Here is a 24,454-nt window from a genome sequence, read left to right as displayed (position 1 = left end):
ATTACCCCTGCCTTCCAACAAACACCAGATAGTCGTTCCACACCTCGTACCACTTTCTCCCCAGCTTAATCTTCACCGGGCCTTCGTACCCAAAGGGATACAGGCGGAAACTGCCCGTTCCCTTTACAAGCCTTACCCGTCTGTTGTTCACAAGGCCGGCAGAAGATTCTACAAAGACTTCTTCGTCATCAATATCCCGGGTTAGCTTCTCCTTCGTAGAGAAATCTCCTATGTACTTTTGGATGGTAAAATCGATATAATCCTTATCACCTTCCGGGGTGAAGGGTTCTTCCGGATCACCATCAATCAGGTATCCTTTCCGGTTGGCCATCAGTTCCCGGTCCCCAGCGGAAAGGCTGTAGCTGTCCCAGAGTTTCATCCTGGGATGATCCCCCAGGATCAAGTCGCTGGTGTTAAAGGGCAACAGTTCATATTCCTGGTCCGTGTCAAGGGTCAGGTTTTCCTTCTGCCCGTTGAACATCCGCACCACAATATCCCGCTGGCCTTCCGCCATGATGCCCGTATCGATATCGAGGATGGTGGTATTTCCATAAAGCTGGGTCAGGACGGCAAAGTCCAGCTTGATGGATACTCCCAACCGGTTAAGGTCAAGGAACCGGTAGTCCGAGGCCATGGGACGGCGGAACAGTTTCACGGTCCCGTTTCCTTCTGTAAGAACGTAGGAACTGTAAGGATGCATGGTCTCGATCACATCCGCTCCCTTCCGGCTTTCGCTGTTGCTAGTGCATTCCGCCTTGCAGTAATCGCCCCGGAGAGTCAGGTGGATCAGGTAGTCAGCATTGGATTCCTCGTTGTAATAGATCTTCAGCATACCCCTTCCTCCTTGTCTGCTACATCGTACCCATTGACCAGGACATCCTTGCCACCCTCGATGGTCAGGCGATAGCCGGTGACTTCTTCCTTTTTGATTTTCATCACATCCTCCTGCATCTTTCTCCCTTCAAAAAGCATCTGGATTCGTCCATTCATAGCCTTCCGCACGCCTTTGAGGGAGATGGCGCTTCGCAACCCAGTAAGGGTGAAAAGAAGGCTGTTCCCCGCCAGGACCAGGTCTTGGTTCCGTTCAAAATGGAGTGTCTGATGGAGCTGGACCTGTTCTACCATCAGCAGGTTCCTTGCCCGATGGCCCCGGTCCACCACCAGCATTCCCGGTTTTAGATTCTCTACCGGCACAGGCCCTTCCGCCGTACTTACGTTTCCTTTTGCAATGATCATAAGTTGTTCCTCCTTTAGCTGTCATCCGAGCAATTGCAGTTGCAGTCGCAATTGCAGTTCTGGGTCATGTAATACTGGCATTTCTGGCACCCCTGGCAGGTTTGGCACCCTTGACAAGTCTGGCATTTTTGGCATCCCTGGCATGTCTGGCAAGACTGGCACCCCTGACAAGTCTGGCAGCAGTTGGCCTGGCAACAGTTTCCCGAAAAGGCCTCCTCTAGTTTGTTCACCGCTGTTTCCAGGGCTGCCACGTTGATTTTCTTCACCTTGTCATAGTTCATCGAGGAAAGGTCGATGGAAATCTTCGTCTTTGTGGCAAGGGTCTCCAGTCCCGACTGGATGTCCGTCAGGTCCTTCTTCCATACAATCTCGTTCTGACTTGCCATCTTATGGCCCTCCTCCCGAATCGTCCGAGCAGTTACAGTTGCTACAGTTGCAGTTGCAATCGCACTGCCCTCTCGTCTGGCAGGTACAGTTCCTCGAGCTGCACTGGCTGATGCTCTGGCAGGTTTGGCAGGAACTGGACTGACATTTCTGGCTCTGACATCCCTGGCAGGTCTGGCATTTCTGGCACGACTGGCAGAAGGTGCAGTTTCCGCAGTTGTCCACATTGGCCCCGTAGGCATTGAGCTGTTCCAGGGCCGTCTGGAGTTCCGTCACATGGATGACCTTCACCTTCAGCTCACTGGTATCTGTGAGGGCTGTCGTATCCGTGAAGGTGGTTTTATTGATGGTTCCGTTCTTTGCCATGGTTCTTCTCCAATAGCTTCTGCCCGTACTGCTGGATGGCTATCAGGACCGGAGTGAAAACGGCCCGCTTGAGCCGGCAGTAGGATCCCTTCCGGGCTTTGTCCCCCACCAGCTTGCAGCCGCCCTGACAGAAGGCGAGAGCTGTACAGGACAGGCACTCTTTTCGATACTCATGGGTGTGGTCCCCAGCAAGGATCCGCTGCAAGTAACTGAAGTACCCGTCATGGATGGTGCCGGCTTTCCGGGAGGTGTTGTGGCAGGGATACAGATTGCCCTGGAGATCCAGGTTCAGTACCGTGAGGCCGTTCCCGCAGGCCGCCGTGTACCGGTCCCACTTGCCTTTTCCCGTCAGGTAGAAATCCTTCAGGGATCCAAAAAGCTGACGGATGTAGGCTTCTTCCGTGTACCGATCCGGGGGGACCCGTTTCCCAAAGCCGTCCAGGAACTGGAGGGCCATGGCCGTCATCTCCCGCTTCACCCGGCTGTAGTCTATGTCCAGCAGATTCTTCTTCGGAAGGCCCGTATCCATGATCTCGTCCAGGTTCACGGCAATCTGGTACCCATGGATGACACTGTACTCCTCCGAAATCTTCTGGAATGCCTGAAGCACTTCCCGGGGATAGGCTTTGGCGGAAAGGACGGCAGAAAGACAGAGATGTCCCAGGGCCAGGATCCGTTCCCGGGTTTCCGGCACGGAAAACACATCGTATCCCCGGGTTTCCCTCACGTGAGGTCCGTCCCAGGACACACAGACCGTAAAATTCCGGGCATTAAAAAAACGGACCATTTCATCCGTGAGGGCCCGGCCATTGGTAATGATCCCAAAGGTCATGTTCAATTTGCGTTTCTTAACAGCAGCCACCACTTCCTGGATGGTGCCAAAGTACAACAGAGGCTCCCCGCCGTAGAACTGCAGGTGGAGGGGCCGGGAGTTTTCTTGAGAAATCTTTTCCAGGAAGTCGTAGATTTCTGGGTTGACCTCCCGGGTCAGAGGCTTATGCACCAGAGGATGCTGCAGACAGTAAGCACAGTTCATATTGCAGGAATTCCCCAGCATGAGGAATACCGTGTTAATGTTCCGTTTTAAATATTTCATCTTCCACTCCTTACGATGATCTTCACCAGCCGTACGTTTTCTGCGGTATCGTCCTTCACGATCTGTCCCACCGCCTGGGTAAGACTTTCGCCCGAAAGGGCCATCCGGCCCACTCCCGGCATTTCGGAAGGGATCACCCATCCGCCTTTCTTGGCTTTCCCATACATCCGGACAGGCACACGGCCGGCCAGGGCTACGGGGATATACGTAGGGAGGTTCACTTTCAGGATGTCGTCCCCCGGAGAAAGGGTCCGGCCGCCGATGATGGAAGCGAAATCTTCCGTATGGACTCCCACCACACACAGGCTGCCGGCAGTGGCCTTGACGTATTGTTCCTTATTGGTTGTTTCGTCCAAAGCGATAATGTCTCCCCGCTGGGTGTCTCCGCCCCGGGGAAAGAATTCGGCATAGTCGTTATAGACCGCGTTGTAGACTTTGGTGGCGGTGAGGGTGCCCGTCAGCACCACATTCCCGTTGGCATCCGTGGCTACAAACCGGCTGTCATTGGTCAGCTGGCTGGTCTTATCCGGGATCACCGGTCTGTTCAGCAGATCCGTATAGCTGCCGGTTTTGGCCACCGTCGCAAGGGTCCCGGTTTCCCCGGTCAGTTCTGCCTTGGTGGCGTAGGTCTCTGCGATGTTGTTCCCTTTCCCATCTGCCAGGGCCGCCTGGGCCGTTGCGGCAGCATCCAGCTTTTTCCCTATGGCCGTCATGATGGTGGTGGCAAAGTTCGGATCGTTCCCCAGGGCATCCGCCAGTTCCTTCAGGGTATCCAGGGAGGCATCGGAGCCATTCACCAACTCTGCAATTTTCTGCTTCACATAGGCCACGTTGGCGATTTGGGTACTTTGGGCGTTTGCTGCAGGAGTCGGAGCTGCCGGAGTCCCTGTGAGGACCGGGCTGTCCACGTTCGCCTTCACCTTCAGATCGATCTGCATCTGAGCCAGTTTCTCGGCGGCACTCTCGGCACTTTGCCTGGCCATGGTGGCCTGGGTGGCGGCCTCTTCCTGGGAGGCTTTGGCTGCCGTTGCACTGCTGGCAGAGTCTTTGGCACTGGTGTCCGCGGCCTTGGCACTGGCAGATGCTTCGGCAGCACTTTTGGAAGATGCTTCTGCCCAGGTCTTGGCGGACTTGGCTCCGGCAATCCCATCCGGGTTTCCAGTACTTTCTGCCCAGGCCCGTGCGGTCGCTGCCCATGTCTTGCTGGACCGGGCATTTGCAATCCCGTCCGGATTGGTATCACTCTCCGCCCACTGCCGGGCTGTATCTGCCCAGACTTTAGAAGATCGGGTTCCTTCCCCGGCGGGAGGGCTGTCGCTTTCCGCCCAGGCTTCCGCCATGTTCTGGCTGTTGAGGGCATTCTCTGCATATTCCCCGGCTTTGTTTTTGTATTCCCGGGCCTGGTCGGCGGCATAGGTATCCGCCACGTCTCCCAGTTCCACTTCCGTGTTATTTTGGACGGTCAGCGTCACTTCCACATTGCCAGCATCAGACATTGTGAGCCACCCCCTTGATGATGAAAGATTTGGTAAAGAAACAGGTGAGGATCCGTTCCGTCTCGCTGTTCATGATCGCCAGGTCGTAGATGTATGCTCCAGGCTCCAGGGAATCCAGAGCTCCCTTGGGCACCACCACATCCACGAAGTTGTTGTTGGGATTGTAAAAGGTATCCGTATACACTACTTCGGAAGAGTTCGTGGTCTTCTTGATGGCAAAGACCACTTTGTCCGCGTTGGTCAGCTTATAGTTGCTAAACCGGAACCGGATGGAAAAGGTATCGTATTGGGATACCTGGATGTTTTTGTTTTCGTCAATGACCAGCATCTTAGCCTCCTCCCGAATCATCGCTGCAGTCACAGTTACAATTGCAGTTGCACTGGGAATTCTCTTTCCAGTATTCTTCCGTATGAGACCGGTTCACCAGTTCCTGCAGGATGCGCCGGAGCGTGTAGGTTCCTGCCGGGATCCCCCGGTGTTTCCGGATATGGTAAGCAGACTTGATGGACAGCGGTCTCGGTACCGATGTAGGTCCTGTTTCCACATCCCAGGAATTCAAACCCATCACCCGGGCGTCCTTGTCTGCCTGAGTGCTGGACGTTACGGAAATCTCTACCTGGTCGATAAGCCGGTCGTCCGTCAGGGTCCCCATCCCGTTATAGGTCACAAGGACGGTCTTCCCCGCATCAGCTGCAGAAAATTTCAACGTCCCGGTATTCCAGCCCTCGATACCATGCTCTGTGGTGAGGTAGTCCGGCCAGTATTGCCCCTGGGCCGGTTCTTCCGCCACTTCCGTCAGGAGGGTTCCGTTCTGGGACTTCACCTGCAGGGTGGTGGGAGAAGTCTTCTGGGGCACTTCCGCCAGCCGGATGGTATAGGGGCTGTTGCTGGGGATCACGTGGGTTTCGTCGAAGATTTTCTTGATGTCAAAGGTGTTTTCAAAGGGATTGAATCGATAATCATGGATGGCCATCAGCTTCCTCCTTTCCATTGTTTCAGGGCCGAAGACTGGGACTGTTCGATATTCTTGGACCGCCGTTCGATTTCCGACAGGTACCGGTCCACGGAAAAAAGAGGCTCGCCCAGCTCCATTTCGGTCTTGATGCCCTTTTCCCCGGAGAGGGTGTATTTAATCTTCTTGATGGGATAGGTATCCGCATTCCCATCAAGACGCCTTATCTCTGCCAGCCCGTCAGTAGACATATGTCGGACGTTGAAGGTCCCGTCCGGGTAAGGGTACTCCAGCCGCACCCCGCTGATCTTGGCGGATTTCACAGGAGCCTTGTACTGGCTGATCTGGTTTTCGCCCCACCGTTTGGCATCGGCGGCATCGTAGGCTTCCGGCAGGTTCCAGACGGCCTGGTGGACCCCGTAGCTGTTCTGGCTTTTCTTATCTTCCACAACGCACAGCCACTGCTCGCCCTGGTCGTCCACGCTGCCCCCCTTGATCCGAGCCCAGTTCACCAGTTTGGACACATCCCAGGAAGGGGTGTAGGAAGTAATGTGTTTTCCTACCGTAAGACGGGCCTGTTCGTTCACTGCTGTCTCTCTGCGGCGAAAGTACAGACACCGGTATTCATCCACTCCGTACACGTAATCCACGGCAAAGTCCGCCAGGGTATTCAGGGCCTCTTTCACCGTCACCCCGTCAAAGACCAGTTTGGTGGGACGGTATCCCACGCTCTGGATCTTGCTGTCGTTGTAGACCACCTGCAAGGTCTGCCGTTCCACCTGGCGGGCAATGTCCCGGACGATATCTCCCACGTCCGTATTCTCATAGGTCTTCCAGAGCATCACATTCTCCAGCCGGTTGTAGAAACCATAGCCTTTGTACACGAACTTGGTATCCGTAGTCCCTTCAATAGGCCGGCTGATAATGTACCCGCTGTACCAGGGTTTCCGGTCTCCGTACAGGTGGATGTCGATACGCTGCATATAGTCCAGCTGGGCGTTATCCGGCTGCCGGTAAAAGGTCATCTGGCACTGGCCACAGCCGGTGCTGGTGATTTCAAAGGTCACTTCATTCAGGGCATTGGCCTCGCTGCCCCCGCCAAAAATAGCCGTCCGGGTCCCGTCCTTTTTGTAGGCATAGACCACGAACTGGCCGGGATAGTACTCATGGACCTTGCCCCGGTCGCTGTTTCCTTCACCGGCACCAGTAGGACCAGCAAAAATCCACCGGCCGAACAGCCCCCGTCCAAAGATGAAATTCGTCATACAAACCACCTGTTGGTATACGTGATTTCCACTATCCCGGCTCCCCCTGTGTAAAGGAACAAATTCGCTCCGGGCTTGGCGTGGAGGAAAGTCCCGGTAAAGGCATTGATACTGTTGTCCTTATCTCGCCAGACTGTTCCTTCTCTTCCGTTCACAATGGAGGTCTTGGGGGCTACCAGCAGGGCATCCGTCAGGTTGAACTTCTCTTTGGCCTCCTGGTGCCAGACAGTCAGATTGGTCATCCGGTCTATGGGAATAAAGCGAAAGGTAAGAGGGGTATCCACGCTCCCCAGATTATGGAGCACCATTTCCGCCTGCACTGTAGCCTGGGGAAAGGTGAATACCACCTTGGATTCCTGAGCTTCATACCGGAACGGATCTGCCAGGAGAAGGGAAACAGTGATGTTGCTCCTTCTCTGCTTGAACCCGTTCTCAAACTTGTGCTTGATTTTCGACAGGCAGGCCACATGGTAAACCCGGTCTGGCCGACCTGCCATCAAGGAATAGTCAGTCTGGCCAAAGAAGGTATAGGCTTCGTTCAGCACTTCGTCATGGTCTTCTTCCGTAGCACCTTCCATGGAAAACTCCACCTGGAGAGTCCGTCCGTCAATCTTTCCATCCCCCACTGCATCACTTCCATGGGCAAAGGCCCGGGACTGGAGCTTGCTCCGAAAAGTATAGCTGCCGCTGTCCGTAAGGCTCCAATGGACCGGCAGCTTGTATTCCACCCCGTCTTTGGTGATGGTAAAATTCTGTTCGTTTTCTTTTCTTTCCGGAAACATGCTCTTTCACCTCCTGGTTCCCACTACCGTTTTTTATCAGTTGTTGGAATCCTGATCAAAGGGAACGAAGTCCCCATGATTAATTTCATACCGGATTACCACGTCACGATCCTGTTTGGTGATGGCCACATCATTTTCCACATAGGATTCAATCAGGTGTCCATTGACCATCCGTTTCTGGTAGCAGGTGGGGTTCCGATCCGTGATTCCAGTTCCAGGATCCCCCACAATTTCGCGGATGTCAGTAGCAAAAGCCGTTCCCGCAATGCCAGCTACCAGGGCCAGAGTCATTGCCATCATTTTCATGTTCTTCATCGTGCATCTCTCCTTTTTGTGCATAAAGATAGGGCAGCCGGTTTTCCGGCGCCCTTGTAGAAAGCTATTAAATTCAGGTATAAGTAAAATTGTTCCAACGGTTGGCTTTACGCTCCTCTCAGTCCTGCCAGGACAGCATCGGTGAAGCCATCCATCAGATCATCCAGATCTGCGGCGTTGTTGATGTCTCCGTAGTTGTTGAACGTGGTGTTCATTTCCCGGTTGTCCGTAGATTCGCTGGAATTTGTGATTCCTTCGGCAATGCTGTCGAACACCGCCCTGTTCAGGGGTAAGGCCACTTCGTCACCGGCATCCCCCAGGACACCAATAAGAGGTCTTGTAAAATAGCCGCCTTTGGCATAATGAGGAGTCTTCCCCGCTCCCTGGGCCGCACCGGCAGCCGTATTGGACGCAGCTGCTGCCATGCCGATGCCCACTGCCGCGGACGTACCTCCCGTCAGAAGGCCCGTAGCGATGGGACCTGCAGACGGGTCGATGACCAGTTTCAGCCAGGCCGCAGGAGCCAGAGCCCCGGCCGCTGCCGTTCCCTGAGCCACCGTCTTGGCGGCACTGGCCGCATTGAGCTTATCCCCGAAGAGAGCCGTCACCAGCATCCCGGACAGCATCTGGGAGAAATAGCTTGCGATGGTTTTCAGCATGGCCTTTCCCAGATCCAGGAAGGCATCCTTGGCGTTCTTGGCCCCAGTCAGGATATCCGTAAAGGCTGTCTCCAGACCGCTTAAGGTGGTGGACGCCATGTCCGCGATGAGTTCCAGGGTTCCCATATGGGCATTCATATAGGCTTCCTGGTAGGTATCCATGAGAGACTTTTCCGCATCGATGTTGCTTTGCCGAAGGGCCATTTCTGCTGTGAGAGTCTCCTGCAGCAGAGCCAGGGAGTTCTGGTTATAGGCTTCATCCAGAGCCGCCTGGATGTCTTTCCCCTGGGCAAAGTAGGCATTCTTCTCGTCCAGGTAGCTTTTATAGGCTGCAGCTTTTTCCAGGTTGGCCTGTTTGTCAAAGGCGATCTCGTTGGCACTGGTCTGTTCATAGGCGATGCCCTTTTCCTTCAGGGCATTTAAAAACACAGCCTTCTCTGCACTGGTGAGACTAATGAAGTCCTGGGACAGTTTGGCGTACTTGTCGTCAATGGACGCCACCGCCTTTTCCATGTCGGACTGCATCTTCATGACTTCCTGCTCCTGCTTGGAACCATACAAGGTGAGTTTCGCCGTCACCGCATCAAAGGACAGGTCCCGTGCCTTGTTCATCAGTTCCCGGGCTTTGGCCTGTTCTTCAGAAAGGGCATCCAGACGTTTCTGGGCATAGAGTTCCGCCAGACGGGTCTTATCCCGTTCGTAGTTCTCATTGGCGGATCTGGATTTTTCCAGTTCGTCCGTTTCTTCCTTATACCACCGGTCCACCAGGGCGCTTTTGGTCTGGAAGGTCCGGAACCATTCTTCTTCGATGCTCTTGCTGGTCTGGGCAGCGGCATTGGCCAGCTGATTGACACCACCGGAGCTTCCGCCCCCTCCGCCACCGCCACCACCGGAACCACCACTGCCTCCTCCCCCAGCAGGAGCCGGAATGTCCGTACCCCCGCCCCGGAGGTTGCTGAAGTCCGGCAGCTTGAATTCCCGTTTGGCAGGAGCACTGCCGCCACCGCCGCCTCCTCCACTGCTTTCGCCGCCAATGGACCCCAGGGCATTGTTGGTTTCCAGGATCTTCTGGATCAGGCTGGAAAGCCAGCTGATGGCTTCGCTGACGAAATTGGCAATGGTGGAAAGGCCGCTGGACGCCCAGGAGGGAAGGATGCTGCCTGCCATATCCGACAGGATGCTTCCCACTTCATCGATGCAGGCCCCGATGCCTTCCACCAGATAGGTGAAGGCATTTAAAATCCAAGTGACGCATTCACTAAGGACGCTGATGAAATTCAGCACCCCATTGACCACACCGCCGATCACCTGCAGAGCCGCATAGAAGGCAGCCCCCATCACCGCCGCCACCAGGGTGAACACAGGTTCCAGAGCTTGGAGATTGGCGATGATTGCCTGGGCCGCCGCACTCATCATGGTCCGGACGGCATCCACAGCCCTTGTGACCGTTTCCATCTTGATGCCCATAGTCCCCAGCACATCTTCCACGGTCATCCCGCTTTTCCAGATGGCATAGAGGGCCGTAGCCACCGCTGCCGCAGCCGCGATAAAAGGAGCTGCAGCCGCTACTGCTGCCACAAAAGGAGCCGCTATCAGGGCCACCTTGGCCACAAAAAGTCCAATGGCCGGAATGGCAAGGCTAGTTAGGGTACTCACAATCAGTAAGATTCCCGCCTGGAACTCAGGAGGGATGGCCGTCATAAGGGCTTCAGTAAGACCGGAAGACTGGACCGTGGCCGCAAAGTTCGTCAGCATATCCCCCAGGGACTGGAAAATCCCCGTCAGATTCAGGGCTTCCGCAAGCTGGAGCCCTACCTGGGCCGCAGACTGTTCCAGCCCATCCATCAGGGTGGACCAGGTGCCACTGATGGTCTGGCTCTGCTGATCCATCATGCCCCCAAAGGACTGCTCCATGCCGCCGACTAAGGCCGTGATGCCCGTTGCCGCGTCAATGGCTCCCTTGGACACCATGCTCATGGCTTCCGGCACAGACACACCGATCTGGTCTGCCAGCATCTTCCAGGCAGGGATCCCGGTTTCGGTAAGCTGCATCATTTCACCGGCCTGGACCTTGGACTTGGCGGCCATCTGGCCCAAAGCCAGGGTGATCCGGTTGATGCCTTCCGCCCCAAGCCCAACGCCAGCTGCTGCATCCCCTACCGCTGTTAATGTGGGAATGACCTGCTCGGCAGAAAACCCGAAAGCGATGAACTTCTGAGCCGCCTGAGACACCTGACTGAATTCAAAAGGCGTCTTTGCTGCAAAGTCCTGCATCTTCCCCAGGAAGTCCTGTGCTTTTTCCGCGCTCCCCAGCATATTGGTGAAGGCAGTCTTGGTACTCTGGAGACTGGCCCCTGCTTTCACAGATGCCACTCCCAGGGCAGCCAGGCCGGCCCCGATGCCGCCTAAGACGGCCAGGGATTTCTTCGAAACGTCCAGAGCCTCGCTCCCGAAGGCGGTCTTGATCTGACGTTTGGTTGCATTGAGTTCTTTCCGGAGGTCAGAAGTATCCGCCCCGATCTTTACCAGAAGGTCAGCGATGGTTGCCATTTCCGTCACCTCCTTTCCGTCTGAATTCCTCGAAGAAGGCATCCCGTTCTGCTACGATTTCACTGCTTGTCTTTTTGGGCAGGAAGGGTTTCATCAGCTTCTCTGTCCGTACCGGTTTCCGGGTGTGGACGCTCATGAGACAGGCCACCCAATAGGCAGTCGCCCATTTCTTCCGTTGTTCATCCTTGGCCCGGCACTCGGCCATCCGGTCCAGTTCCAGGGGAGTTAACGCATAAAACTGGGCAGGCAGAAGATGCAGGAGGCCATAGGCTACTTCTTCCGCCCACCGCAGCCAGTCGTTAAAAGACGGGACTTCTTCCTGTCCCGCCGTCAGTTTTTTGGCTTCGCTTTTCCCTTGCCCTGTTCTTTACCAGGGTCTTCTTCCGGAAAGATAGCATAGTACACTTCTTTCCCCAGAATTCCGGAACCAGCAATAGCCTTCACCACAGGCTGGACGAATTCTTCCATCTCATGCCCCTGGTCAATGAGTTCCTGCATCTTGGTGGCATACCACTGGGGATTCTTGATGCCGTGCTGCCGGAGGCCGATAGAAAGAAGGGCCGTCAGGATTCCCAGGTTCAGTTCCTGGTTCCGGATAATGTCCCCGGCGCTTTTGCCGGTGATGTTTTCCACCTGGATCAGCCGACCGATATCGAAATACAGATACTGGCCGGGACCAAAGACTTCAAAGTCGATTTTCTTCATGGAATGTAATACCTCCTATCAGCCGTTCTCAATTACTGTTCCGGCCGCACTCTTCAGTTCACTGAGGGGTCCGTCCCCGGAAATGGTCCCGGAGAGGGTGGCCACGTCATCATGAGGGGTGGACAGGCTGCATTCCGTCACGGAGCCCCAGCCGGTCACATAGCTTTTGTCCGGATACTCGAATTTAATGTGGACCTGCTTTCCTGCAAGGAAAGAGGCTTCCAGGAATCTGGCTCCCTTGTCCCCGGCCAGATACACGGATTCCAGGTCCAGGGACCAATTCCGCAGGCCGGGAATGGTGGATTTCCACCCACTGGACGTTTTACTGCTGGCGTCGATTTCGTCTGCCTGCCGGGTCAGGTCACCGCTCCGCTGGCCCCCTAAGAGCAGCCAGGTGGGGTTAGTATCGGATTCTCCCGCGTTCAGATAAATAAGGTAATCCTTGCCGGCAGTGGCCGTGTTGGAGGCTTCGCTCCGGCTAGGAAACGTTGTAGTTGCCATATTATTCCTCCTTATGGATGTTCTGGATGAGGACTTCCAGGGTGATCACCCCGCTGTAGCCGGTCTCATCCTCCGGGTAGGTTTCGTAGAAATCTACCCCCTGGGCGTTTACGTAAAACTCCTCTCCCGTTAGATCCAGTTGTTCCGTCCCAAACAGGTTGATCAGCTTCTCCGCCAGGGTGTTGATTTCGTACCGTCCTTTGTAGCTGCTGTAAATGTGGATATGGGCCGAAAGGTGGGTCATATCTTCTATCTTGGTGGACTTATCCTGGACCGTCATGGTCCCCAGGGTAATAAACGGCAATACCGCTTCCTGAGGGACATAGTCGTAGACGGCCAGTCCTGTATGGTTTCTCAAAAAGGCCACCAGGGCCTTGTGTACGGCGTTATTGGGTAATCTTTTCATGGTTCCTGGATCGCTTTCTTCACATCCCGGATCAGCTGGGGTTCCACATAGTCATAGGCCGGCTTGAAGAAAGGCTTCCCAGATTGGGCCGGAATCCGGGACCGTTTCGTAAACACAGGGCCTCCCTTAAAGAACCGGAGGGCCTTTTTCTTCTTGGGCCTTACCGTATGGGCCCTACTGCCGAATTCCACCAAATGGGCATAGGGCACATTGCTGTACACCTGGCCTTCCAGCTTCACCGTGGAAAACCGGGTCTTGATGGATTTCTTCAGTTTTCCCGACCGCACCGGTACCCGCTGCCGGGCTTCCCGGGCTACCGCGTTCGTCCCGTTTTTCAGGACTGCTTCCACCCGAAGTCTTGTCTTCCCATCCCAGGCAGAAATCTGCCGGATGGCCTTACTCAGTTCCCCTTCTGGAACTTTTACCGTAAATACGGCCATGGCTACACCCCCTGTTCATACCGATGGACGATCAGCGTGGTACTGTCCCGGTAAGTATTGTCCACGGTCTCGATTTCATAGATTTCCCCCGAAAGCTTGAACCGCCAGCCTCTCCTGATGTCCTTTCGGGGCCGGATTTTGAGACGCAATTGCTCCCGATTCATGGGAGTCCCCTGGGCTTCCTGTTCGGCATAGTTTGTCTGGATCACCTGGGCCCAGATTTTTCCTTCTTCTTCATAGTCCGTATGAAAGCCCCCGTACCCGTCTTCGGAAGGAATAGGCCTAAGAAGGGTAATCCGTTTATCCATCTTCCCGATTTTCACTAGAAGGCTTCCTTCCTTTCCCCAAACAAAAGAGAGCGCAGGGTGAGAAGCAGATTGTGATAATCCGCATCCTCCCTGTGCTCATAGAGATAGGCTACCGAAAAAAGGACGGCCATTTTGAAGGCCGCCGTTTCTTCCGGTTCTTCTTTCCGCAGGGTGTCCAGACAGAGCCGCTCGGAAGAAGCGATGAGACGGGCAATCAGGTCATCCTCCTCGTTTCCGTCTATCCGGAGATAGGCTTTGGCTTCCTCAAGCGTTATGAGTCCCGTCACTGCCATGCTCATCGCCTCCCTCTAAAGCGGTCATCAACCGGCCTGGACCTGCAGGACTTTTACGGTTTCCGGCAGGATCAGGCGGCCATCCACCCGTTCGCTGGCCAGGAATCCGATCTGCCCGTTGGCTGCATAGAGTTCACTAAGCCGCTTGAACTTCCGGCCCTGACGGTCGGCAATCCAGTAGTAGGAGTAGTCCCCCAGGGCAATGACCTTGTTGCCGGCCGCCAGTTCCGGCACGAAAGAAGACGTGCGATACGGCAGGCTAAGGATCCGGTCCGGCTGGCCCACCTGGACAGAAGGCTGCCAGATGTAGTTGCCGTTGTTGTCCTTCAGTTTCCGGATGGCTTTTACCGTGGAATCGTTCAGGATCCAGGAAGCATTTCTGCGGTAGGGGGTTCTCAGGCTGTGGTACAGATCCATCATGTCATCGAAGGTGATGGCGGTCTTCCCGGCCGTCACTCCCACTTCCGCTCCCTGGAACACACCCATAGGTTTATGCTGGCCATCGCCCACCAGGAAGGCTTCTTCTTCCTTAGTGCCGATCCGTCTGGCAAATTCCTGAGTGATGTAGCTTTCCAGGTCAAAGACGCTGTCATTCATCAGTTCTTCGGAGACCCGGATGGCAGTCCCCAGCTTATGGGCTCCCAAGTTCACCTGGCTGAAGGTGTCATCGCTTTCCGGATAGACACTGCCTTCTTCCATCCAGGCCGCTTCCCCATGGCTGGCTACAACAGGGATCGTGTGGTCCCCGGAAGACGTGCGGATGGTATGGGCCAGGCTGCGGAAGAAGTTCTCTTCCTGGAGGGCTGCCACCAGAGTGTGTTCGTATTCATCCGGGACCAGGTACCCGCCTTCGGGATCAGAACCGATGGTCAGGGTGTCTTTGATTTCCTGGATGTTGCCCTTCCCCCGGAAGGCCTGCCAGAAGGCTTTGGTGTAGGCATCGCTGGCCCGTCCCACTTTGGTGTCCGGTTTCAGGTTTCCGGCACCGGGATTGACCTTGAGTGCCGTATCAATAGTCTTATTCATTTCATCATCGATGTTCCGCTGGCGTTCCAGCCGTTCGATTTCTTTTCCCAGGGCCACCACTTTTTCTTCCATCCGGTCGTAAACAGCGCTGTCTTCCGCAGAGACCATGCCGTCTTTGTCCCTATGGGATTCCAGGAAGGCTTTAGCCATTTCCCAGGTGTTGGCTCTTTCTTCTCTCAGTTTCAGGATCTGATTCATGGAAATTCCTCCTTAATGCACAAGAAGGCCCAGCCGCTTCATGAGTTTGTCCGCGGGGACCTTGTTGGGGATGGGTTCTTTCGGTTTGGATTGGACGGCCATCTTCGTCAGCAGGGAATTGGTCACCGCCGCCCGGCTAAATAGCATGGCATCCACGTTGATGTCATTTTCCGTTTTTTCTTCGGTATAAAGGATGGCATCCGCGAACCCCAGTTCCACCGCCTTCTTGGCGTTGAACCAGGACTCGGCATCCATCAGCCTGGAAATCTTGTTCCGGGACAGGCCCGTCTTAATTTCATAGGCGTTTACAATACTTTCTTTTACTTCAGAGAGCATATCAATGGCTTTCTGCATCTCCTTACTGTCCCCGATGGCCACCGTGATGGGATTGTGGATCATCATCATGGCCATAGGGGACATTTCCACCTGGCTTCCGGCCATGGCAATGACGCTGGCTGCAGAAGCCGCCAGCCCATCAATCTTCACAGTTACCCGACCGGGATAGTCCATGAGCATGTTATAGATCTGGGCTGCCGCAAACACATCTCCCCCAGGGGAATTGATCCAGAGGGTAATATCCCCACTGCCGGCCATCAGCTCGTCTTTGAAGATCTTTGGTGTTACTTCGTCTCCGAACCAGGTTTCATCGGAGATTTCTCCGGTAAGATACAGGGTACGGGTGTCTTCCCCTTCGTTTTTCACCCAATTCCAAAATTTACGTTTCATGGGATTCCTCCTTATTGCCAGAGCCTGCAAACAGGCCGGCATCCTTTAGTTTCGTCATATTTCCGTTGATGAGGTACAGGTCCCCGCCTTCTTCTTCCGGGATCCGGTTCATGTTCTCCAGTTCCCGGATATCGTTGGCGGATAGCCACCCGTTCTGGCGGCCTACGGCATAGCCATTCATCCGGCTTTCGTAGTCGCCTCGAAGAAGTCCATCCACATTGAAATGGATTTCATACCGGGTCCGTTCTTCCGGTGTCAAGAGTGCCTGGCTCATGGCCTGCTCCCACCGGGACACCCAGGGCCCAAGGGTATACTTCACAAATTCCAGGGACTGCTGCTCAATGTTGGAAAAGGTGGATTTCTCCAGATCTCCGATCATGTGAGGGGGGACCCGGAAGATTCGGGCAATCTCGTCAATCTGGAACTTCCGGGTTTCCAGGAACTGGGCCTGGTCTGGAGAGATGCCAATGGGCGAATACTTCATGCCCTCTTCCAATACGGCCACCTTCCCCGCATTGCTGCTGCCTCCAAATTGGGACTGCCAGGCTTCCCGGACCCGCTGAGGATCCTTGATGGTCCCCGGATGTTCCAGGACACCGCTGGGAGAAGCTCCATTGGCGAAAAATTTCGCGCCGAACTCCTCGCAGGCAATGGCCATGCCGATGGCGTTCTTGGCCATGGCGATGGGAGAATACCCTACAAGGCCGTCAAACCCCAGGCCGGGAATATGCATCACGTTGTCCTTTTGGAGCCGGACCGTGCCGTATTCCCGGATTTTTGGGTTCTCGTCCGTGGCTTTGGTGTATAAGTAGTATATTTCCCCATCCCCATCCCGGCACACTTCCATCCGATCCGGCATAAGGGGATACAGAGCTACCACCTGGCCCCGGCCATTTCGGATGATCTGGGCAAAGGCATTCCCCCACAGCAGAAGGTGGGTCATAAGGGTCTCCCGGAACACAAAGCTGGTCATCTCCGGATTGGGGGCATCGTGGAGAAGTCCAGCAAGGGGATGCTGGAAGTCCCTAATCTTCCCATTTCCCTCCCGGTTGTACCGGAACAGATGGAGGGGAAGCCCGGCAATGGATTCCGAAAGGACCCGGACGCAGGCATAGACTGCCGTCATCTGCATGGCGGACCGTTCATTGACGGCCTTCCCGGAAGAAGAGCCGCCAAAGAAGAACCAGTGCCCGCCGCCCAGAAGGCTGTTTTTGGGCTTGTCCCTAGATTTGAAAAGTTTGGAAAATAAATTCATAGGGGGAAGTTCCTTTCTATACAAAAAGCATACCTCGGGAGTCATAGACGCTTTCCTGGACATGATTTCCGCACCGGATAGCCCGGTCCAGGCCCATGATGGTAGCTATGGCCCCGTCGATTTTTTCTGTGGATTTTTCTTTATCTGCCTTGATGTTGCCAGCAGGGTCTCTCCGGATGTAGATGTTATCCATCATCCATCGAAGGACTGGATGCCCTCCATGAGCAATTCGCTGCTCCAGCGTGAGCTTCATAAGCTCCTTGGTGGGAGGGCTCATGTCCTTGAATCCCTGTCCGAAGGGGACCACCGTAAAGCCCATCCCCTCCAGGTTCTGGACCATCTGTACGGCGCCCCATCGGTCAAAAGCAATTTCCTGGATATTGAATCGTTCCCCCAGTTTCTCGATGAACTTTTCAATATATCCGTAGTGGATGACATTTCCTTCTGTGGTCTGGATGAACCCTTGCTGTGCCCAGGTGTCGTACATCACATGGTCCCGCTTTACCCTAAGGGGCAGGGTTTCTTCCGGCAGCCAGAAGTAGGGCAGGATGCAATACTTGTCCCGGTCATCCAAAGGAGGAAACACCAGCACAAAAGCGGTGATGTCCGTGGTACTAGAAAGGTCCAGTCCGCCGTAGCAGATCCTGCCTTCCAGGTCTTCCTCCTGAACCGGGAACGCACAAGCATCCCACTTATCCATAGGCATCCACCGAACAGACTGCTTCACCCATTGGTTCAGCCGGAGCTGACGGAACACATTCTCTTCGCTGGGTGTCTCTTTGGCCGATTCACAGGCCGCCTTCACTTTGTCGATTCCCACCGTGATCCCCAGGGAGGGGTTGGCCTTTTTCCACACCTTTGGGTCGGTCCAGTCATCCTGTTCCGCAGCCCCGTAGATGACAGGGTAAAACGTGGGGTCATGCTTCCGCCCTTCCAGGATGTCCATGGCCTTCTGATGGACTTCATAGCAGATGCTGTGGGTATCCGTCCCGGCTGTGGTAATGAGGAAATACAGTGGCTGCATCCGGGCATCCCCGGAGCCTTTGGTCATTACATCAAAAAGCTCTCGGTTGGGCTGGGTATGGAGTTCATCAAAGACCACTCCGTGGATGTTGAATCCATGCTTGGAATAGGCTTCTGCCGAAAGGACCTGGTAGAAGCTGTTGGTGGGCCGGAACACCATCCGTTTCTGGGATGCCAGGATCTTGACCCGCTTACTGAGAGCTGGGCACATCCGGACCATGTCCGCCGCCACTTCAAAGACGATGGAAGCCTGCTGCCGGTCTGCCGCACAGCCATAAACTTCCGCCCCTTCTTCCCCGTCACCGCAGCAGAGCAGGAGGGCCACCGCAGCAGCCAGCTCACTGTTATGGGTCGGTATAAAAGACCGTCCTGCAAGGTAGCAATGGCTCCGGCTGTCCACCTGGATACACTGCATGGGGACTTTTTCCTTCATCGGCTCGATGTTCTCCAGATAATGGAAAAGGGAGCGTGTCTTTTTCACACGTTCCCTCTTCCGGCTGCTTTTTCTTTTCAGTTGTGATGTCGGTTGGTCAGAAAATGAAGTGAACCGGATGACATAGAGCGTTTCCCCGGTGGGTTTGCCATACCGCAGGGAAGGCCCTTCCGTCATGGCGTTCTTGATGCCAAGACTCCAGAGCAGTTCCCGCACATCCAGGGCAAGCTGCCTGATCGTGCTGGTATAGGTGCTCTGTGCTTTTCTGTCCCCGATGCTCCCGTCAGAATCCACAAGGCCCTGGAGAAGCCGCCAGCGCTGTGCCTCAGATGCCCGAAGATATTCCGGACGGATCCTTTTATCCCGGAAGGTCGGTACGAGGATGTCCCGCAATTCATCAAAATACACTACATCGCTCCCGCCGCACTTCTGTGGGTAACGGTTATGTGTTTCATAAGGAATATGGGACAGGACTTCTTCCACATCCTCTGTCCGGATGGTGATGCAGGGTTTGTTGGCACATCCATTCCCCAGCCAGTATCCATAAAGGTACGGATCAATGGGGAGCTGCGCGGGAAGCGTTTGCAGGGGTCTGGCAACGGGGATCCGGATAAGGGATCGCCGTGCTTCGGGGGTTTCTGCAAAACGTTCTTTGTACGCCCTGACCTTTTTATAGATCTCTCCTGTGGTCCATTCCTTTTTCTTCCGTTTCCCGTGAATGTATTCCACATCCCACAAATGGCGCTCGCCGGCCACAATGGAGGAACCGTCCCGGAAGGTCAGGCGATAGGCCTGTTCCGTGTCATCCACCGCGCTTTTGGCCACGATATGGCAAGGGGTTCCCGTTTCATCAAATACCCGGTCTCCCACCGTAAGTTCTCCCATGGTCTTCCAGCCATCAGGAGTCGGGATCGGCGTATCAAGGGCCAGCTGCTTCCCTTGTTTCTTGGGAATCTCGATATAGGCTGTATTGAACTGCCGATAGCCATTGGGCTTTACCGTCCCGAACAAGTCCCGGATGATCTGTTCCTGCCAGTCAATCAGTTCGAAAGGATGGCCGGCCCAGGTTCCCTTGGTGTGGCACAGACTTTCGATGAAGGCTACGGCATAATCTGCCAGTTCCTTGTTGTAGGTGGACGTTTTGGCTTTGAATTTGGTGGGCTTGTATTTTTTGAGTTTCCGCATTGGGCTGCCTCCCTTCTTTTGAAATATGCAGTAGAAAAGGAGCCCGCAGGCTCCTTCTTTTGGGATTTCCCCGCTCCTCAAAGGCTGAAGAGGAAGGCGGGGACTTTTTCGTATTCGTTGCTCATGAATTTCCTGCCAGATCCGTAAATCTCGATCATTCCTTCGAGAGTGCATCCCAGCTGGGTGAATGCCCAGGAAACCTGGATGGCGCTGGACCAGGTGGAAGAGAAGGTGAATTCCTTCACACCAAAGTCCCTGAAAATCCTGATGATTTCTTCCGGCTTCCGGTAGGTTCCGGAAAGATCCAGCCGGCTGTTGCCCTGCTGTTTCATCTCGCTGTAAAGCCGCATCATGTCTCCGAAGGCTTCCCCTTCCACCCGAACTTCCTGGAGAAGATTCTGGTGGGAATCCTGGCAGGCGTCCATGGCCTTAGTATCTCCGGCTTTTTCTGCTGCATCAAACTTTCTTTCCAGCTCCTCGTGCCGTTGGTAGAATCTTTCCAGCATTTCCATTTTTGTCATTTTGTTTTCCTCCTTGTGATTGTGTACTTTACCTTTCGGCATGTGTATATATCACTCTAAACGCAGATAATAGCAAGCAAGTATACAAGAGAGAAACAGGGCCTTGCGGCCCCATTCCCTGCCTGTGGCTACCGCCTTCAGGCGGCATTTCTCCAGGCGGAATTCCCGGCCAGGTGTTTCAGCATGTGCAGCCGGCAGGTCTTGAATTCGTCTCCGATGAGCCCCAGCCGCAGCATCCAGCACCGGAAGGCGTATTTTTCGTTGTCCGTTTCCGTCTTTCTGGAGGAGGCTTTCTTCTGCGTGAGGGCCTGATGGGCCACCGCCAGGCAGAACTGGATGTATGCCTTGATCTCCCCGGCGTGGAGGGTGCCGTTGAAAAGCCGGAACTCTACCGTCCCTTTGGTAAAGGTGGCGTGGAGGTTGAGGCCGTGGTACCGGCTGCTGTTGTAATGGTATTCTCTGCCAAAGGGTGCCTGGAGGTACCAGATATCGGCAAATTCTGCCATGGTTCGGGGCTGCTTCTTGTTCAGTTCCCAGAGGAAGGTTTCATCTGTCTTCTGGCAGTATCTGGCTTCCCGGAGGGCGTCGATCTGGAGGGCATGGTAGATCATATCTTCCTTGCTGGCCACCAGGTTTACCAGGTTCCGCAGGGTTTTCGGGGTGAACTTCTCGGCTCCCACATGGATGTGAATCCCGCAGGAAGTGTTCACAAGGGCCCCGGCTTTTCTCAGGGTCCGTACCAGTTCCTGCAGCTTCGGGATGTCGTCGTAGGAAAGGATGGGGCTTACCACTTCCGTCCGGTAGTCCCGGGTGGCACCCTCGATCTGGCCGCCCACCTTTCTCTGAGGTCGGATGCTGGAGTCGCTCATGGCTTTCCAGGTCCGTCCTTGGTTATCCAGGGCGGTGTAAGTATCGTAGGCTCCGCCTTCATAGGTGCCCCGTCCTGTTCCGAAGAAACCGGCCATCAGGTTGGCAGCCTTTTCTCTCGTAATCCCCGTCATTTCCATTTCAATCCCGAAGTGCAGTGTTTTCATCCTTCTCGTCATCCTTTCGCTAGGTTTGTGTGTTCTTTGGCATGTGTATATATCACTCTAAACGCACAGAATAGCAAGGAATTTTGAGAATAATTATTAATTATTTCGTGTCTTTATTCAGTTTTTGCACCTCATCCACCCCATGGATCACATTAAGGTGGGATCCGTTGTCCCAAACCACCAGGAGGGACCCTATATCATCTACGCCGGTCACCGTGCCTTTCGTACCCAAAGGCGGTGCCTGGGGATCGTCCATCCGGGTAAGGCGTACCCGGGTTCCGGGAGGGTATTCCTGTTGTAGAAATTCCAGCAGCTCTTTATTGGGAAACCGCATCTTTTTTCCCTCCGTTCCGGAAGGCCGCTGACCCACTGAGCTTTTCCAGCAGGATCTTTCGGCAGTCCTTGTATTCCTTCCCGATAAAGCCTAGGCGCAGGAGGAAACACCGGAAGGCGTATTTCTCGTTGGGGACTTCATGTTCTTTGGCCGTGACCCGTTTGGCGTTCTTGGCAAACTGGCACAGGGCCTTCACCAGTCTGGAGTAGGCTTGGACCTTGGCGCCGTCCGCTTCGTGGAACCAGGGGAAGTTGATTTTCCCTTCGCTGCGGATGATGGTCAGGTCATCCGTCCCCAGGGCCTTTTTGAAAAGGCCGGCTTTAGAGGCCACCAGGTTCTGAAGTTTCTCGAAGTCTTCTTCCGTGAAATCGTCCGGAAAGGAAATGGTGAGGGTGTCGACTTTCTCAGGTGTTTCTTCCGGTTCCTGGGCTGTTTCAGGTTCCGTCCCTTCTTCCAGTTCAGCCGTTTCCTGGGAAAGTTCTGGTTCCGGGTTTGCATCCGGTTCTGCCGTTTCCTTTACGGGTTCTTGTTCCGGAGTTTCTTCAGTTGCTGCCTGTTCTGCAGCCGTTTCTTCTGGCTTGAATCCTCTGGCTTCCAGTTCTTTTACCACCTTCTGGAACAGTTCTCCGTCTTCACATTCCATGGCACCGTTTTTCCACACCATAATGCTGCCGATCCGGTAAGCCTTGGTGGGAAGAAAAAGGTACTTTGCCTTTTCTCCCGTAATGGCGCTGATGGCCTGGACCAGTTCTTTTCTCGCTGCACCTTGTCTGTTGTATTCGACCTTCATGATTGGTACCTCCTTAGGGTATTTTGGTACTGTTATTAATCACTCTAAAGGCGAATAATAGCAAGCAAAATGTAGCCCTTTTTGTTCTTTATTTTTCTCCGCCCACAACTTCCTGGTAGGTGTATGTTTTCCCATTTCGCAGGACGGTCACGCTGTCCTGCTCCCCTTCGTAGGAAGCCAGGTACCGTTTCACCGCCACATCCACGAACTTAGGTTCCAGTTCCACCCCATAGCAGATCCGGCCCAGCTGGTCGCAGGCCATGAGGGTGGAAGCAGATCCAAGGAATCCGTCCAGCACCACCCCGTTGATCTGGCTGCTCAGCTTGATCAGATAGGCCAGCATGGGCACCGGCTTACTGGAGGGGTGCCCGAAACCGTCCTCTTTGCTGTTCTTGATCCCGTCAAACTCAAAGACTGCTTTCTGTTTCTGGTCCCCGTACCAGTTGTGTTTTCCGTCTTTCCGCCACCCGAAGATAATGGGTTCCATGTTAAACTTCCAGTCGGTGCGCATAAAGGGGGCCTTGGGCTTTTTCCAGATCAGGCCAGCTCCCACTTTGAAACCGGCATCTTCGAAAGCGTCGTAAAAGACCCGGGCCTTCATGGTGGCGTAGAACACATAGATGGAGGCGTCCGCCGCCATGGCATCATGGAAGCAGGTGAAGGCCTTTTTCAGGAACTCGTACCCTTCCTGGTCGTTCAGATCATCGTTCCTGATCTTCCCGGAAGTACTCCGGAGGTTGACCAGGTACGGAGGATCCGTCAGGACCAGGTTTGGCTTTACTCCATCCATCAACTGAGCATAAGTTTCCGGCTTGGTAGAATCCCCGCACAGGACCCGGTGCTTGCCCAGCTGCCAGAGGTCCCCGGCTTTGGAAAACACCGGCTTCTGCAGTTCTTCTTCCACGTTGAAGTCGTCTTCTTTGGCTTCTGTTTCTTCATCGAAGATATGGGCGATTTCGTCATCGCTAAAGCCGGTGAGGCTCACATCAAAGTCCACTCCCTGGAGGGATTCAATTTCCACCCGCAGCATTTCTTCGTCCCATCCGGCATCCAGGGCCATCCGGTTGTCGGCCAGGATATAGGCTTTCTTCTGGGCTTCGGTAAGATAGTCCACCAGGACGCAGGGCACTTCTTTGATCCCTTCTTCCCGGGCTGCCATCACCCGACCGTGGCCGGCAATGATGTTCTTGTCCTTATCGATGATCACCGGATTGATGAACCCGAATTCCCGCAGGCTGGCCCGGATCTTGTTAATCTGTTCCGGGGAATGGGTCCGGGCGTTATTTACATAGGGAATCAGCTCATCGACGGGGAGGAGCCTCATCTCTTTGGTTGTTTTCTCCATGCCATGTTTCTCCTTATAATCGCAGCAAGCCCCCTGCGGGCACCGTTCAGGTCCCCACAAAGGGCTTGTCCTCGTAATGTTTTGATCTGTTGTTTGGTGAGGGGATATCCCCTCAGCCGGGAAATGAATTCTCTTGCTGTCATGCTATACCTTCCGCGACCGCAGCAGCCGTTCCATCACGTCATCCTGGGGCGTGTTGCCGGCAAACTCCACGGAGCAGTTTTCCTTCACCACCTGGTAGATCTGATACCAGATCTGGTTCACCTGCTTCATGTAGTTCTGGCCCATGGTCACGTATGGAGAAGCAATGGCCGCATTGGTGGTGGGGTGCTTGGCCAGAAAGCCATATTCCGAAATGGCATGTTCGCACTGGATCCACCGGGACACCGCCATGGCGTACTGGCTGATGAGCTGAGGGCTTACCAGTTTCTCGCAGTGCCGGGCTTTGAGCCACAGCCAGGTTTCCCGGTAGATTTCTTCCGCCTCCAGCTTCCCGCCGTTCCGCTGCTTTTCCTTCATGTAGGCCTTGGGTTCCGGCATATCTTCTCCGGTAAGGCCCACCCCTTCCGGCAGGTCCATCACCTTAAGCGGCCGCTTCCCCGGATTGTCCGGCAGTTTGTCCAGCAGGGCCCTGGGTTTCCGCCCCTGGCCCACCCGCAATCCCCCTCGCATGGTTCCGTCTTTTGCTATTTTTCACACCCCCTTTTTCACCGGGTCAATACCCTTTTTGAAAACGCGTTTTTTTCGCGCGTGACCCCTCGCCCGTTCTGGCTTTCCGGGCTTCCAGAGATTCATACACCCCCTGGGTATATCACTTTGTTTCAGATTT

Annotated in this window: 28 protein-coding genes; all 28 read right to left on the bottom strand. The window is 54.6% G+C overall.

Translation table 11 applies throughout. The features are described from left to right. Position 1 precedes the first annotated feature (1 nt). Positions 2–832: a hypothetical protein gene (locus tag ACTQY5_RS00230; protein ID WP_441368609.1), complete on the bottom strand. Its 831-nt coding sequence runs from the start codon at positions 830–832 to the stop codon at positions 2–4. Continuing rightward, the gene (locus ACTQY5_RS00225; RefSeq protein ID WP_441368608.1) at positions 826–1,236 is read right to left on the bottom strand and encodes a hypothetical protein; all 411 of its coding nucleotides are present in this window, start codon (positions 1,234–1,236) and stop codon (positions 826–828) included. Before ACTQY5_RS00225 ends, ACTQY5_RS00230 begins: the two co-directional genes overlap by 7 nt. A gap of 387 nt (positions 1,237–1,623) precedes the next feature. After that, entirely contained in the window at positions 1,624–1,986 is a 363-nt protein-coding gene (locus ACTQY5_RS00220) for a hypothetical protein (protein ID WP_441368607.1), read from the bottom strand. Continuing rightward, the gene (locus ACTQY5_RS00215) at positions 1,961–3,082 is read right to left on the bottom strand and encodes a radical SAM/SPASM domain-containing protein (RefSeq protein ID WP_045172476.1); all 1,122 of its coding nucleotides are present in this window, start codon (positions 3,080–3,082) and stop codon (positions 1,961–1,963) included. Before ACTQY5_RS00215 ends, ACTQY5_RS00220 begins: the two co-directional genes overlap by 26 nt. Next, positions 3,079–4,578 (bottom strand): hypothetical protein, encoded by a 1,500-nt coding sequence (locus tag ACTQY5_RS00210; RefSeq protein WP_441368606.1) that lies wholly within the window; start codon positions 4,576–4,578, stop codon positions 3,079–3,081. Before ACTQY5_RS00210 ends, ACTQY5_RS00215 begins: the two co-directional genes overlap by 4 nt. Continuing rightward, complete coding sequence (locus ACTQY5_RS00205) at positions 4,571–4,906, bottom strand: hypothetical protein (RefSeq protein ID WP_279002261.1); 336 nt, start codon at positions 4,904–4,906, stop codon at positions 4,571–4,573. The genes ACTQY5_RS00210 and ACTQY5_RS00205 overlap by 8 nt, the downstream gene beginning before the upstream one ends. Position 4,907: 1 nt before the next feature. Further along, positions 4,908–5,552: a hypothetical protein gene (locus ACTQY5_RS00200; protein ID WP_441368605.1), complete on the bottom strand. Its 645-nt coding sequence runs from the start codon at positions 5,550–5,552 to the stop codon at positions 4,908–4,910. After that, a complete protein-coding gene (locus tag ACTQY5_RS00195; protein WP_441368604.1) occupies positions 5,552–6,796 on the bottom strand; it encodes an XkdQ/YqbQ family protein in 1,245 nt (414 codons plus the stop codon). Before ACTQY5_RS00195 ends, ACTQY5_RS00200 begins: the two co-directional genes overlap by 1 nt. Further along, the gene (locus ACTQY5_RS00190; RefSeq protein WP_427774504.1) at positions 6,793–7,578 is read right to left on the bottom strand and encodes a phage distal tail protein; all 786 of its coding nucleotides are present in this window, start codon (positions 7,576–7,578) and stop codon (positions 6,793–6,795) included. The genes ACTQY5_RS00195 and ACTQY5_RS00190 overlap by 4 nt, the downstream gene beginning before the upstream one ends. Positions 7,579–7,614: 36 nt before the next feature. Beyond that, a complete protein-coding gene (locus tag ACTQY5_RS00185) occupies positions 7,615–7,893 on the bottom strand; it encodes a hypothetical protein (RefSeq protein WP_441368603.1) in 279 nt (92 codons plus the stop codon). 107 nt (positions 7,894–8,000) lie between these two features. Further along, a complete protein-coding gene (locus ACTQY5_RS00180) occupies positions 8,001–11,102 on the bottom strand; it encodes a tape measure protein (protein ID WP_441368602.1) in 3,102 nt (1,033 codons plus the stop codon). Then, entirely contained in the window at positions 11,086–11,307 is a 222-nt protein-coding gene (locus tag ACTQY5_RS00175; RefSeq protein ID WP_441368601.1) for a hypothetical protein, read from the bottom strand. The genes ACTQY5_RS00180 and ACTQY5_RS00175 overlap by 17 nt, the downstream gene beginning before the upstream one ends. Before the next feature lie 125 nt (positions 11,308–11,432). Beyond that, positions 11,433–11,807, bottom strand: a complete 375-nt coding sequence (locus ACTQY5_RS00170) for a hypothetical protein (RefSeq protein WP_014128915.1) — start codon at positions 11,805–11,807, stop codon at positions 11,433–11,435. Between the two features lie 18 nt (positions 11,808–11,825). Next, entirely contained in the window at positions 11,826–12,308 is a 483-nt protein-coding gene (locus ACTQY5_RS00165; protein ID WP_278815711.1) for a phage tail tube protein, read from the bottom strand. Position 12,309: 1 nt separating this feature from the next. After that, entirely contained in the window at positions 12,310–12,714 is a 405-nt protein-coding gene (locus ACTQY5_RS00160; RefSeq protein WP_154488041.1) for a DUF3168 domain-containing protein, read from the bottom strand. Next, positions 12,711–13,154 carry an HK97-gp10 family putative phage morphogenesis protein gene (locus tag ACTQY5_RS00155; protein WP_154488040.1) on the bottom strand — a complete coding sequence of 148 codons (444 nt, stop codon included), beginning with the start codon at positions 13,152–13,154 and terminating at the stop codon, positions 12,711–12,713. Before ACTQY5_RS00155 ends, ACTQY5_RS00160 begins: the two co-directional genes overlap by 4 nt. A 2-nt stretch (positions 13,155–13,156) precedes the next feature. After that, positions 13,157–13,477, bottom strand: coding sequence for a phage head closure protein (locus ACTQY5_RS00150; protein ID WP_416182020.1), 321 nt, complete (start codon positions 13,475–13,477; stop codon positions 13,157–13,159). Beyond that, the gene (locus ACTQY5_RS00145) at positions 13,477–13,761 is read right to left on the bottom strand and encodes a head-tail connector protein (protein ID WP_014128920.1); all 285 of its coding nucleotides are present in this window, start codon (positions 13,759–13,761) and stop codon (positions 13,477–13,479) included. The genes ACTQY5_RS00150 and ACTQY5_RS00145 overlap by 1 nt, the downstream gene beginning before the upstream one ends. A 21-nt stretch (positions 13,762–13,782) precedes the next feature. Then, complete coding sequence (locus ACTQY5_RS00140) at positions 13,783–14,979, bottom strand: phage major capsid protein (protein WP_014128921.1); 1,197 nt, start codon at positions 14,977–14,979, stop codon at positions 13,783–13,785. A 12-nt stretch (positions 14,980–14,991) separates the two neighbouring features. After that, positions 14,992–15,705, bottom strand: coding sequence for a head maturation protease, ClpP-related (locus ACTQY5_RS00135; protein ID WP_441368600.1), 714 nt, complete (start codon positions 15,703–15,705; stop codon positions 14,992–14,994). Continuing rightward, complete coding sequence (locus tag ACTQY5_RS00130) at positions 15,695–16,960, bottom strand: phage portal protein (protein WP_441368599.1); 1,266 nt, start codon at positions 16,958–16,960, stop codon at positions 15,695–15,697. The genes ACTQY5_RS00135 and ACTQY5_RS00130 overlap by 11 nt, the downstream gene beginning before the upstream one ends. A gap of 16 nt (positions 16,961–16,976) precedes the next feature. Continuing rightward, positions 16,977–19,601 (bottom strand): terminase TerL endonuclease subunit, encoded by a 2,625-nt coding sequence (locus tag ACTQY5_RS00125; protein ID WP_441368598.1) that lies wholly within the window; start codon positions 19,599–19,601, stop codon positions 16,977–16,979. 77 nt (positions 19,602–19,678) lie between these two features. Next, positions 19,679–20,122 (bottom strand): DUF7698 family protein, encoded by a 444-nt coding sequence (locus tag ACTQY5_RS00120; RefSeq protein ID WP_441368597.1) that lies wholly within the window; start codon positions 20,120–20,122, stop codon positions 19,679–19,681. 137 nt (positions 20,123–20,259) lie between these two features. Continuing rightward, on the bottom strand, positions 20,260–21,156 hold the full coding sequence (locus ACTQY5_RS00115) for an amidoligase family protein (protein ID WP_441368596.1): 897 nt from the start codon (positions 21,154–21,156) through the stop codon (positions 20,260–20,262). Positions 21,157–21,256: 100 nt separating this feature from the next. Continuing rightward, positions 21,257–21,490 carry a DUF4314 domain-containing protein gene (locus ACTQY5_RS00110; protein ID WP_105325872.1) on the bottom strand — a complete coding sequence of 78 codons (234 nt, stop codon included), beginning with the start codon at positions 21,488–21,490 and terminating at the stop codon, positions 21,257–21,259. Next, a complete protein-coding gene (locus ACTQY5_RS00105) occupies positions 21,474–22,280 on the bottom strand; it encodes a virulence (RefSeq protein ID WP_118287224.1) in 807 nt (268 codons plus the stop codon). Before ACTQY5_RS00105 ends, ACTQY5_RS00110 begins: the two co-directional genes overlap by 17 nt. 88 nt (positions 22,281–22,368) lie before the next feature. Then, positions 22,369–23,625, bottom strand: a complete 1,257-nt coding sequence (locus ACTQY5_RS00100; protein ID WP_441368595.1) for a site-specific DNA-methyltransferase — start codon at positions 23,623–23,625, stop codon at positions 22,369–22,371. A gap of 144 nt (positions 23,626–23,769) precedes the next feature. Next, positions 23,770–24,297, bottom strand: coding sequence for a P27 family phage terminase small subunit (locus ACTQY5_RS00095; protein WP_441368594.1), 528 nt, complete (start codon positions 24,295–24,297; stop codon positions 23,770–23,772). Between the last annotated feature and the right edge of the window lie 157 nt (positions 24,298–24,454).

Origin of the sequence: Acidaminococcus sp. HCP3S3_H5, assembly GCF_052122235.1 — a bacterium.
Classification (GTDB): Bacteria; Bacillota; Negativicutes; order Acidaminococcales; family Acidaminococcaceae; genus Acidaminococcus.
The sequence above is the reverse complement of the archived record's forward strand: the minus strand, read 5'-3'. Positions and strand labels throughout refer to the sequence as shown.